The sequence below is a fragment of the Streptomyces sp. NPDC002643 genome (assembly GCF_053592555.1).
The window spans coordinates 1-10,802 of the sequence record NZ_JBSFVY010000021.1 but is presented as its reverse complement, the minus strand read 5'-3'; the positions used below and the strand labels follow the sequence as shown (position 1 = coordinate 10,802).

Here is a 10,802-nt window from a genome sequence, read left to right as displayed (position 1 = left end):
GATGCCGACGACAACGCACACCGCCCGCCCGGGCCCGGGCCTTCGCGACTTCTACGAGAACCCGTCCGTCCCCGTGGCATCGGGCCCCGCCCGCACCCTCGCCCAGGCCCACATGCTCGCGCGGGCCCTCGCCGCGACCGCCGCACGTACCTGCACCATCCTCGACATAGGCTGCGGCGACGGCACGGCGGCGGCCACGGCCGCACCCCTCCTCCCCGGCCACCGCATCATCGGCATCGACTGGTCCCAGGACGCCCTCAGACGCGCCCGCACCCGCATCCCGTACGCGGTCCGAGGCGAACTCACCGACGGCGGGCTGCCGTTCAGATCGGGCTCGGCGGACGCGGTCCTGTTCAGCGAGGTGATCGAGCACCTGGTCGACCCGGACGCGGCACTGGACGAGATCCGCCGGGTCCTGCGCCCCGGCGGCCATCTGATGCTCTCCACCCCGAACCTGGCCGCCTGGTACAACCGCGCCCTGCTCCTCGCCGGTGTCCAGCCGGTGTTCTCGGAGGTCAGCCTGCGCGGTATCCACGGCCGCCCGGGCACGGAGGTCGTGGGCCACCTACGGCTCTACACCGCCCGCGCGCTACGGGAGTTCGTGGCCGCGTCCGGCTTCGAGGTCGTACGCCTACGAGGCGCGCCCTTCCACGGCGTACCGCGCCCCCTGCGCCCACTGGACCGCCTGGCGTCCGCCGTCCCATCGGCGGCGTCGATCCTCCTCCTGCACGCACGCAAACCGTCTCGCGAGCCCTAGGGAGCGTGGACCATGTGGTGGGGAGTGGCCGCGGCCCTGTTGGCGAACACCCTGTACAGCACCGGCTTCGTGCTGGAGAAACGGGCGCTCGGCGCGCTGCCCCAGGTGACGGTCCGAGAACCCTTCCGCCTCCTGCGGCTGGTCCTCGGCAGCCCCCTGTGGATCGGCGGTTCACTGGCGCTGGCCGCCGGGTTCGCCGCGCAGCTCGCCGTGTACCGGACGCTGCCGATCGCCGCCGCCCAGGGCATCTTCGTCTCCGGTCTGGTCCTCCTCGTACTGCTCTCGGCCCGGCTGCTCGGCGAGGAGACCACGGGCCGCGAACGGTACGCCCTCGGTGCCATCCTCGCCGCGCTGCTGATGGTGGTGCTGTCGCTGGACGAGCGCTCCGACACGGTCAGCCGCGAGGCACCGTACGCGCTCGTCCTCACGATCTGTCTGCCGTCGCTGGCGGGCGGGGTGTGGCTGTACCGCTCCGCCGAGCGCCGCGCCCGGCACCGGCACCGGCTGCCGACCACGGGTGTGGAGTACGGCGTGGCCGTGGGCCTGCTCTACGGGGTCAGCTCGCTCGCGATCAAGGGGGTGTCGAGCTATCTCACGGTCGGCGGGCTCGGGGAGGCGGTCCTCGGGCTGCTCCGCTCCCCGTACCCGTATCTCCTTCTCTTCACCGGCGCGTTCGGCCTGGTCATGTCGCAGGCGGCGCTGCAACGCTGCCGGGCCTCGCTGATCGTGCCGGTCTGTACGACGGTGACCTGTCTGTTCACGGCCGTGCTGGGCACGCTGTCGTTCGGCGAGACCCTCCCGGACGATCCGCCGCGCCTGGTGCTGCGGCTGTCCGGCACGGTCCTCGCCGTCGCCGTGCTGCTGAGCATGCCCAAACACGACCCCCGGCCGCCCGCGCCGACCGCCGAAACCCCCCACCCCGCCAAGGAGTTGACCCCGCCATGAACCCCGACGACCCGCTGCTCCAGATCCTGGCGTGCCCCCTGGACAAGGGCCCGCTGCACCTGGTGGTCGACGACGGGGACCCACCGGACACCGCACCGGACACCACCCGGTCGTCGTCCTCGGAGTCGCTCTACAACCCCCGGCTGCACCGGCGTTATCCGATCGTCGACGGCATTCCGCAGCTGCTGCCGTCGTCCGGGGAACAGGTGTCGGAGGACGAACACGAGGAGCTGGTGAAGAGGATCGGCTCATGACGACACTGACCGCCCGGCTCGCGCCGCTGCTGCCGGAGCGGCTGGTCGCCTCGGTCGCGCGGGCCGTCTATCCGCGGTTCGAGCCGGAGCTGGCCCGGCTGGACGAGCTGTGTCCGGCGGACTGCGGTACGGCCGTGGACGTCGGCGGCTGGTACGGCCCCTGGACCCGTCGGCTGTCGGGCCGGGCCCGGCGGGTGGTGACCGTCGAGCCGGTGCCCCGGCTGGCCCGGCTGCTCGCCTCGGCGACCCCGCACAACGTCCGCGTCGTCCAGGCCGCCGCCTCCGACCGCCCCGGCACCGCCCGGCTGTGGCTGCCGACGGGCGACGACGGCGGGCGGGGTGTGTCGTCGCTGGTCCGCCGGGACATCCACGCCCGCGCGCTGGACGTCCGCTGTGTCACCCTCGACGGCCTCGGTCTGGCCGACGTCGGCTTCGTCAAGATCGACGTGGACGGCAACGAACTGGCCGTCCTCCAGGGCGCGTCCGGGCTCCTCGTACGCGACCGTCCGGCCCTCTTCATCGAGTTGGAGTCCCGTATCCAGCCGATCGCCCCGGTCGTGGACCTCCTCGCCGGCCTCGGCTACGCCGGCTGGGTCCGCCCCGCCGGGGCCTGGCTCCCCCTGGACCCGGCCGCCCTCGAAGCGCACCAGGCGCGGACCGCGTACGTCGTCTCCCGGGGGCTGCTGCGGCGCGTCCTGCCGTTCGCGGGGCCGCGCTATGTGAACTCGGTGCTGTTCCTGCCGGACGGGCGGCGCCCGGGCGGCCGGACGCGCGCGAGCGGCCCGGCGCATCGCCATGGGGCGACGGCGGGCACCGTACGCCACGATGGGAGCCATGTCCTCCGCGAAGCGCCCCGATAACGCGGGCGGTCCCGACGGCCCCGGCAATCCCAACGACCCTGGTGGTCCGGGCGGTCCCGACGGCCCTGGCAATCCCAACGGCCCCGGCGGCCCTGTCGGCTCCCGTGGTCGCCCCGCCAAGCCCTCCGGCCGTTTCACGCCCCTCGACTTCCAGCTCGTCCTGCTGCGTCGCATGGCCGACCACAACCCCGAGCGGGTCGAGGACGCCCGGCATGAGCTGGGGGTCTCGATCGCCGGGATGCGGGAGGCCAACAAGCGTTGGCAGGCCATGGTGCGGTCGCCGAGGGCGCGGGGGGCCGCCGCTCGCTACCGGTCGGTGCTCGGGGTGCCCGAGGCCGTCGTACCCCGGCGCGTCGGGGATCTGGACTGCGAGGCGTGGCGGTGGCCGGTGCCGCTGTGGGCCGATCTGCGGTTCGAGGTGCTGGTGGCGGAGAACGGGGCGGTCTGGAACGAGTGGCTGGTACGGGCACCGGGTGCCGCCGGGCCCGAGCTGCGGACGGTCGAGGATCTCGTCCCCTGGTCCTGCACGGTGGACGAGGTCGCCCGCGCCTTCGCCCCCGCCCGTCCCCTGGAGGGCACCGCGCCCACCCGCTGGGGCCTGGCCTTCACGGCCCCCGACGGCAGCGGTGAACGACGGGACTGCGTGGCGGAGTTCACCTGGGGACTGCTGCAGCGGGTCGCCCACAGGCCCGGCGCCCCGCCGGCCGACGGACAGGAGTGACAACCTCCCCTTGTCGGAAACCGACTTCGCACGGACACAAACCGTCACCCCTCACCCCGATTTCTCCCCACAATCGCCACCGAAGCGGAAATCGGTGGTCAAACGGGAGGTCTCGCCCCTCTTGCACCTAACGTCCCTGCAGAGTCCTGATCTCAAGGGGAGGCGGCCCCATGACGACCGAGCACCGCGTGGAGCGGACCGTGCCAGTGGAGCGGCTGCGGCTGGGTGATCACGCCTGTATGGGGCCGGCCGACGTCGACGGGGAGTCGCCGTGGAAGGTGTTCACGGCGTATACGCGCACGAGCCTGGCCCGGCGGGAGAAGGTGCTGCTGGTCATGGACCCGGACGACCTCAGCGACGACGAGGTGGTCGCGCTGCTGGACCGGGGCAGCGGACAGGTGGCGGCGGCACAGGCCGAGGGGCAGTTCGCGGTCAGACGGAACACCGAGGTGTACGTCCCGGACGGCCGGTTCCGGGAGGAACGCACGATCGACACCTACCGGAGCGAGGTCGAACGGGCCCACGACGAGGGCTGGTCGGGGCTGAGCGTCACCGCCGACATGAGCTGGGCGCCCCGGATGAACCTCGGCCAGGACCGGCTGCTGGACTACGAGGCCTCGGTGGCCCCGCTCTTCGCGGACCCCCTGTTCACGGCGATCTGCTGGTACGACCGCAGGCGCTTCGGCGACGAGATGGCCTCCGGGATCGCCAAGGCGCACCCCCTGCGGGTGATGGACCGCCTCGACTCGCTGGAGGTCGTCGAGACCCCGGCGGGCGGCCGGATCGCCGGTACGGCGGAGCTGAGCACACGGGCGGAGTTCATCGAGGCGCTGCGCGCGGCCCTCGACCGGCGCGACGACGCCGGGCCGCGCCGCCTCGTCCTCGATCTGCGGGACCTGTGCTTCATGGAGGCGCACTGCGCATGGCAGCTGATCAGCCTCGCCTCCTCGCTGCCGCCGGGCAGTGAGGTCACCGTGCGGTGCGGGGAGCTGCTGGCGCTGGTCCTGGAGCAGCTGGGCGCCGAGGAGGTGCCGCAGCTGGTGGTCAGTGTGGAGGAGACGGAGCCGTCGGAGAGCGAACGGCAACCGGGGAGCCGACGGGGTCTGCGGGAAGGGACGCGGTGAGCATGGGGGCCGGGGGCCGTGCGAAGGCGGAGGACGAGGGACAGCGGCTGCTGCGGACGGGGCTGGACGCCGTCGAACTGCCGTTGCTGCGGGGCCTGGTGGAGGAGTGCGCCCTACGGGCCGGGCTCACCGCCCGCGCGAAGGGGGCGTTCGTGCAGGCGGTGTGGGAGAGCGCGGCCCACGCGGTGGTCCACGGCGGCGACACCGGCACCATCGAACTCCGGCTGGTCCGGGACGAGTTGCGCTGTGTGATCACCGACGGCGGCCCCGGTCTGCTCACCAACCGCCCCGAGGCCCACGGACTGCGGCTCGCCCAGCTCCTCGTCCGCTGCCTCTCCGGCCGCCTCGAACTCCGCACCACCCCCCGAGGCACCACGACCACCCTCTCCGTCCGCCTCCCCGCCCCGCCGATCCCGTCGGCTAGGGCCGCGACCGCGCGCTGAACCAGGCCGCCACCTGGCTGCGGTTGTTGAAGCCCAGTTTCACCAGGATGCGTTCGACATGGCCCTCGGCGGTGCGGCGGGCGATGACGAGATGGTCGGCGATCTGCTTGTTCGTCCGCCCCTGCGCGACCAGCGCCGCGACCTGAAGCTCCCGCCGGGTGAGCGGCACCGGTTCATCGCCGAACGGCGAGCCGGGCTGACCGACACGACCGTGGCTCGCACCCGGCACCGTGTCGCCGGGCCCGCCCGGATGCGCGGGCGCGCCAGAACCACCGGGCGCGCCAGAACCACCGGGTGCGGCCGGACCACCGGGTGCGGCCGGACCGTCATCCACGTGTACGGCCGCGCCACCGTGCTCGCTCGGCCCACCGGCAGCAGCCGACCCCCCGCGTACGGCGGAGCCACCGCGTACGTCCACCCCGTGCCCCTCGCGGCCCCGCAACCGGGAGCCCGCCCCCACAACCGTGCCCCTACGCCTGCCCGAACCCGTACCCGAGCCCGTACCCCTCCCCTCATGCCCGCCGAGGGCGTACATGAGGGCTTCGTCCGGGGTGAGGGTGCCGCCGTGGTGGTGGGCCCGGTCATAGGCGGCGTCACCGAGGGCCTGGCGGGCGTGGTGCTCGGCGATGCGGAGGCGGCCACGGCGCGGGGACTGCATGGGGTCGCCGCCGATGTCGTTCCAGATCCGGTCGACCGCGCCCCGCAGCACACCCGCCCGCTCGGCCCGCCCCGCCAGGGCCTCGGCGGCGGCCAGCAGATCGAGGGTGCGGGCGAGGCTCTGGTGCTGTCGCGCGGTGTACGGCAGCCGCAGACACGCGCGGGCGTGCTCGGCGGCGGTCTCGTACGCCCCCAGCGACCAGTGCGCGAGGGCGAGGGTGCGCAACGCCCAGCCACGGGCCCACTGTTCGCCGTGCGCCTCGCACAGGGCGACGGCCTGCGCGCACAGCGGTACGGCCTGGGCGGCGCGGCCCCGGCTGACGAGGGTGCAGGCCAGTTCGACGCGGGTGAGGACGATGAAACCGGTGGTGGAGGTGCGGGCGCCGAGGGCGGCGGCCGGGACCGGCGGCGGGGCGGGCACCGGGAGTTCCCTGTCGGCGACGGCGGCGGTGTACGCCGGGTCGAGTCCGGCCAGTACGGCGGCGGAGCGGCTGTGCACCAGCGAGGTGAGCGCCCCCACCCACAGGGACCGGGTGGAGGCCATGTCCGGCTTGGCCCCGGCCCGCAACGCACCGTCCATCCAGTGCCGCCCCTCGCCCCAGATACCGCCCGCGACCCAGTGGAACCACAGGTCGGCCGCCAGCCGCAGCCCCTGCTGGGCCTCGCCGGGGGTGGTGAGACAGAAGTCCAGCGCGGCCCGGAAGTTGTCCTGCTCGATCCGCAGCCGCTCGGTGATCTCCACCTGGTCGGGCCCGAACCAGGCCATCTCGTACTCGGCGCCGAGCCGTGCGAAATGGTCCCGGTGGCGGCGCCGGGTCTCGGTCACCGCACCCGACTCGTGCAGTTTCTCCAGCCCGTAGTCCCGCAACGAGACCAGCAGCCGGTACCGTACGTGCCCGCCGTGCTCCTCCCGTACGAGCACCGACTTGTCGACGAGCCCGGCCACGGCGTCGAGCACATCGACCCCGCTCGCCTCCTCGCCCGTCGCCCCGCGCGTCCCCCCGCACACGGCCTCGGCGGCGGCCAGGTCGAACCCGCCCACGAAGACCGACAGCCGCGCCCACACCAACTGCTCCTGCGGCGTGCACAGTTCATGGCTCCAGTCGACGGCGGAGCGCAGGGTGCGATGGCGGGGCGCGGAGGTGGGGCTGCCGCCGGTGAGCAACTGGTAGCGGTCGTCAAGCCGTTCGACGAGCTGGTCCACGCCGAGGGCACGCACCCGGACCGCCGCCAGCTCGATGGCCAGCGGCAGCCCGTCGAGACGTCGGCAGAGCCGGGCGACGGCCTGCTGGTTGCCCTCGCCGACGGTGAACCCGGGAACCACGGCCGCCGCCCGGTCGGCGAACAACCGCAGCGCGGGAAAGGCCTCGACGGCCGGGGCGCCCACCGACACCGCCGTGACCGGGGCGAGTTCCTCGGGCGCGGGCGCGGAGAGCGGCGGCACCTCGAAGAGCTGCTCCCCGGCGAGCCCCAGCCGATGCCGGCTGGTGGCGAGAATCCGCACCCCCTCGGTCGCCGCCAGCACGGTCCCCGCGAGCACCGCGCAACTGCGCAGTACGTGCTCGCAGTTGTCCAGCACGATCAGTAACCGTCGCTCCCGCAGATACTCGACGAGGATGTCCAGCGGCGGCCGTACGGTCTCGTTGCGCACACCGAGGGCGTCGTTGACCGCGTGCGGGACGAAGACCTCGTCCCGCAGGGCGGCCAGCGGTACGAGCCACACCCCGTCGGGGAAGGCCCGCGCGACCTGTTCCGCCACATGTCCGGCGAGCCGGGTCTTGCCCACCCCGCCGGGCCCGGTCAGGGTCAACAATCTCCCCGCCGACAACAACCGTCTGACATCCGCCGCCTCGTCCCGCCGCCCCACGAAGCTCGTCAGCTCCGCCGGAAAGCCGGAAGTCCGCCGCGACTCCGCTCCGCCCACGACCCCGGTTCACGCCCTCAGTTGTGGTTCCCGTACGAGCTGTTGTAACCCCGAACCGTGGACCCCGGGCACGGCCAGAGCCCCGCCGACAAAAATTGCCGCCTGTCCGGGTGAGGAGCTGCGCCCCTTGAGGGGCGCGGGGCTGTCTCGATATGCGGCTCCGCCGCGTGGGCGCGAGCAACCACACACAACCGGAACTCGCCAAACCACCCCACCCCCCGAGCTATTGGGCGGCCTTCACAATCGCCTCAACCACCCGCGGCAGCGACTCCGTATGCAACGACAGGAACAAATTAGGCTCAACCAACTCAAGCTCCATCACACAAGGCCCCCCATCATCCCCATCCACCAGATCCACCCGCGCATACAACAACTCCGCCGTGCCCGGCACGGCGGCCAACGCCCGCTCGGCAACCCCCAGTTCCGCCCGACTCGGCACCCACCGCTCAAGATTCGGATGCGCCACCTTGTCGGCGTCATACGCGGTCCCCGGCGCCAACACCGCCCCTTTACGACTCGCGTGCAACAACCGCCCCCCGAAGAACTGCAACGCCCGCTCCCCGGCGGAGTCGATGCTCTTCACAAACGGCTGAACCATCGCGGTCAGCCCCTCCGCACGCATCCGCTCCACATGCCGCAGGGCGATCCCCCGCTGCTCGGGCGTGTACCGCGCCGCGAACCGCGCCCCCGCCCCGGAGGTCGGCTTCACCACGAATTCATAAGAGTCCGGCAGCCCGCCCCCGTCCCCCTCCGCGCCTCCGTCCCCCGGCGCGAGATACACGGTGGGCACCACGGGCACCCCCGCCGCCCCCAGCTCCCCGAGATACCGCTTGTCGGCGTTCCACCGCACGACCTCCGCCGGATTCGCCAGCCGTGTGACCTTGGCGCACCGCTCCACCCAGGCCAGGAACTCGGCGGCCCGCCAGCTGTAGTCCCAGGTCGACCGTATGACGACCAGGTCGTATCCGGCCCAGTCGGCCCCCGGATCGTCCCAGCACACGGCCTCGGCGTCGGCGCCCGCTTCCCGCAGCGCGCCGACGAGCCCCGGCAGATCCCGGTCGACCCTTGGTTCCGCCCCCGGGTCGTAGGTGGCGAGGGCTATGCGGGGAGCGGCGATACGGGCCACGGGTTCTCCTCATCTCGTAGGCCGGCCGACGAGGCGTATGGCCGGTCGGCGCAGGCTAACAACCCGGGGTGACCGGTTCGGACCGGTTTTCGCCCGGGCGCGCCTCACGGCACCGAGGGCCCCGTGATGAGCCGCCCGTCCGCGTCGTACGGCCAGACATTGGGGACGCAGCCCTTCAGGCCCTTGATCTGCTGCATCATCGCGGGGGCCGGTCTGCCCTTGCCGGGGCAGGTGACATGGCCGTGTTCGAGGAAGTGGCCGACCTCGTGGTTGATGATCAGGGCGCGGTAGCCCTTGACGTCGTCGGCGTAGAACCGTGTCGCCAGTTCCCAGCGCTTGATGTTGACCATGACGTTGCCGCCGACGCTGCAGTTGTACTCGCCTCCGGTGTCCAGCCCGTAGTCGCCGCAGATGTCGTCGACGGTGCCGGCGGTGGCGACCTTGACGACGAAGTCGGTGGCGCCGTCGGAGACCCGTTGGAAGGCGGATTCGCCGTCCGCCGTCCAGCCGCGCGGGTCCTTGAGGACGGCCTCGACCTCCTCGGCGACGGCCGACGTGGACAGCGACAGCCCGTCCTCGATCTCGACCCGGTAGCGGCGCAGCTTCTTCCCCTTCCCCACCTTGTCGCTTGTGCCGGAGGCCACGGTGAAGGTGCCGGGCCCGTTCTCGGGGAAGGTGGTGGGCCGCGGCGGGTCGGCCGACGCGCTGGGGGACCGACTCGGGGTCTTGTCGAGCGAGGCGCTGGGAGAACTGCTGGGCGTCCCGTCGTCATCGGGGGCCGGCCGGGAGTCCTCGGGCGAAGGCTCGGCGCTGTCCTCCGCCCCGCCCCCGGCGGACGTACGGGACTCGGCCCCGGCGGACAACTCGCCCCGGTCACCCTCACCACCGGACGTCCAGCTCACGATCCCGACCCCGGTGACACCGAGAACGGCCACCACCGCGAGCCCACCCACCAGCGGCCCCACGCCCCGCCGCGCGGCCGCCTTCCGTCTGCGCCCGCCATGGGAAGCCTTCCCGCGACTACGACGGCCGTTGGAAGGTGTTGCCTTGCGCTCGGTCATGTTCCTTCAGAGTGTGATCGGAATGTGATCGGATGAGTCCCGATCGATCACAAAACGATAACGACCAATCGCCCGGCCCACGTTCAGATCGCCGAAACCCCTCCGAGAACCACGTCACACACCACCCTTGACCTTCACCTTCGGGGAAGCCCGAGCATCGACGACAGCACGACGAACGACCGTGAGCCGGGACATAGCCGAGACCCGACGGGGGAGCCATGGCGGACAGCGGAAGCATGCTGACGATCGGGGCATTCGCGAAGGCATGCCGGCTGTCGCCGAAGGCACTACGGCTCTACGACGAACTGGACCTCCTCAGGCCCGCCCGCGTCGACCCCGACACCGGCTACCGCTACTACGCCGCCGAGCAGCTCGAACAGGCCCGGCTGGTGGCGTGGCTGCGCCGGCTCGGTATGCCGCTGGCCCGCATCCGCACGGTCCGCTCGCTCGCCCCCGCCCCGGCGGCCCGGGAGATCCGGGCGTACTGGGCCGAGGTCGAGGCCGAGACGGCGAGCCGGCGCGAACTGGCGGCGTTCCTCGTGTCCCACCTGACCGACAGCACGTCATCGAGGAAGGACACCACGATGCTCGAACTCCGTTACGCCGCCCTCTCCGACACCGGCCTGGTCCGCCCCGCCAACCAGGACACCGCCTACGCCGGCGCCCACGTCCTCGCCGTGGCCGACGGCTTCGGCCCGGCCGGCGCCCCCGCGAGCACGGCGGCCGTGGAGGCCCTGAAGACCCTGGACCGCGAACCGCTGCCGGCGGGCAGCATGCCGAACGTTGGGTGTCCGCTCGCCTATGCGCCGTGGGGGTGCTCTCTGGGGGCGAGCGCGGGTGGTGTGTGGTTGCTCGCGCAGTTCCCCGCGCCCCTGAAAAGCAGGGGCTGCGCCCCTTGCTTTACGGCCCGCAGGGGCCGTGTCTTTCAGG

Annotated in this window: 11 protein-coding genes; 8 read left to right on the top strand and 3 right to left on the bottom strand. The window is 72.7% G+C overall.

Annotated features, from left to right (window positions below):
- Position 1: 1 nt before the first annotated feature.
- The 7 genes from ACWD4G_RS28705 (at position 2) to ACWD4G_RS28675 (ending at position 5,104) form a co-directional block, all read left to right on the top strand.
- Positions 2 to 757, top strand: a complete 756-nt coding sequence (locus ACWD4G_RS28705) for a class I SAM-dependent methyltransferase (RefSeq protein ID WP_451298378.1) — start codon at positions 2 to 4, stop codon at positions 755 to 757.
- A 24-nt stretch (positions 758 to 781) separates the two neighbouring features.
- Positions 782 to 1,702: a hypothetical protein gene (locus ACWD4G_RS28700; protein ID WP_451298652.1), complete on the top strand. Its 921-nt coding sequence runs from the start codon at positions 782 to 784 to the stop codon at positions 1,700 to 1,702.
- A complete protein-coding gene (locus ACWD4G_RS28695; RefSeq protein WP_451298376.1) occupies positions 1,699 to 1,956 on the top strand; it encodes a Trm112 family protein in 258 nt (85 codons plus the stop codon). Before ACWD4G_RS28700 ends, ACWD4G_RS28695 begins: the two co-directional genes overlap by 4 nt.
- The gene (locus ACWD4G_RS28690; RefSeq protein ID WP_451298374.1) at positions 1,953 to 2,816 is read left to right on the top strand and encodes an FkbM family methyltransferase; all 864 of its coding nucleotides are present in this window, start codon (positions 1,953 to 1,955) and stop codon (positions 2,814 to 2,816) included. The genes ACWD4G_RS28695 and ACWD4G_RS28690 overlap by 4 nt, the downstream gene beginning before the upstream one ends.
- On the top strand, positions 2,791 to 3,537 hold the full coding sequence (locus ACWD4G_RS28685) for a hypothetical protein (protein WP_451298372.1): 747 nt from the start codon (positions 2,791 to 2,793) through the stop codon (positions 3,535 to 3,537). The genes ACWD4G_RS28690 and ACWD4G_RS28685 overlap by 26 nt, the downstream gene beginning before the upstream one ends.
- A gap of 170 nt (positions 3,538 to 3,707) precedes the next feature.
- Entirely contained in the window at positions 3,708 to 4,661 is a 954-nt protein-coding gene (locus ACWD4G_RS28680) for an MEDS domain-containing protein (RefSeq protein WP_451298370.1), read from the top strand.
- A gap of 2 nt (positions 4,662 to 4,663) precedes the next feature.
- A complete protein-coding gene (locus ACWD4G_RS28675) occupies positions 4,664 to 5,104 on the top strand; it encodes an ATP-binding protein (protein WP_451298368.1) in 441 nt (146 codons plus the stop codon).
- Here the strand turns inward: ACWD4G_RS28675 and ACWD4G_RS28670 are convergent.
- The 3 genes from ACWD4G_RS28670 to ACWD4G_RS28660 form a co-directional block, all read right to left on the bottom strand.
- Complete coding sequence (locus ACWD4G_RS28670; RefSeq protein WP_451298366.1) at positions 5,082 to 7,685, bottom strand: LuxR C-terminal-related transcriptional regulator; 2,604 nt, start codon at positions 7,683 to 7,685, stop codon at positions 5,082 to 5,084. The two genes, ACWD4G_RS28675 and ACWD4G_RS28670, sit on opposite strands and share 23 nt — an antisense overlap.
- Before the next feature lie 223 nt (positions 7,686 to 7,908).
- Complete coding sequence (locus tag ACWD4G_RS28665) at positions 7,909 to 8,811, bottom strand: ATP-grasp domain-containing protein (RefSeq protein ID WP_451298364.1); 903 nt, start codon at positions 8,809 to 8,811, stop codon at positions 7,909 to 7,911.
- Positions 8,812 to 8,915: 104 nt separating this feature from the next.
- Entirely contained in the window at positions 8,916 to 9,872 is a 957-nt protein-coding gene (locus tag ACWD4G_RS28660; RefSeq protein ID WP_451298362.1) for a DUF3152 domain-containing protein, read from the bottom strand.
- Positions 9,873 to 10,090: 218 nt separating this feature from the next.
- Between ACWD4G_RS28660 and ACWD4G_RS28655 the strand changes: the two genes are divergently transcribed.
- Positions 10,091 to 10,802: MerR family transcriptional regulator (locus ACWD4G_RS28655; protein WP_451298360.1), on the top strand; the 712-nt coding region annotated here is incomplete at its 3' end.

Bases quoted from the DNA above. Each gene is read 5' to 3' on its own strand.
- ACWD4G_RS28705 (WP_451298378.1), top strand. From the start codon at position 2: ATGCCGACGACAACGCACACCGCCCGCCCGGGCCCGGGCCTTCGCGAC.
- ACWD4G_RS28695 (WP_451298376.1), top strand. From the start codon at position 1,699: ATGAACCCCGACGACCCGCTGCTCCAGATCCTGGCGTGCCCCCTGGAC.
- ACWD4G_RS28690 (WP_451298374.1), top strand. From the start codon at position 1,953: ATGACGACACTGACCGCCCGGCTCGCGCCGCTGCTGCCGGAGCGGCTG.
- ACWD4G_RS28685 (WP_451298372.1), top strand. From the start codon at position 2,791: ATGTCCTCCGCGAAGCGCCCCGATAACGCGGGCGGTCCCGACGGCCCC.
- ACWD4G_RS28680 (WP_451298370.1), top strand. From the start codon at position 3,708: ATGACGACCGAGCACCGCGTGGAGCGGACCGTGCCAGTGGAGCGGCTG.
- ACWD4G_RS28675 (WP_451298368.1), top strand. From the start codon at position 4,664: ATGGGGGCCGGGGGCCGTGCGAAGGCGGAGGACGAGGGACAGCGGCTG.
- ACWD4G_RS28660 (WP_451298362.1), bottom strand. From the start codon at position 9,872: ATGACCGAGCGCAAGGCAACACCTTCCAACGGCCGTCGTAGTCGCGGG.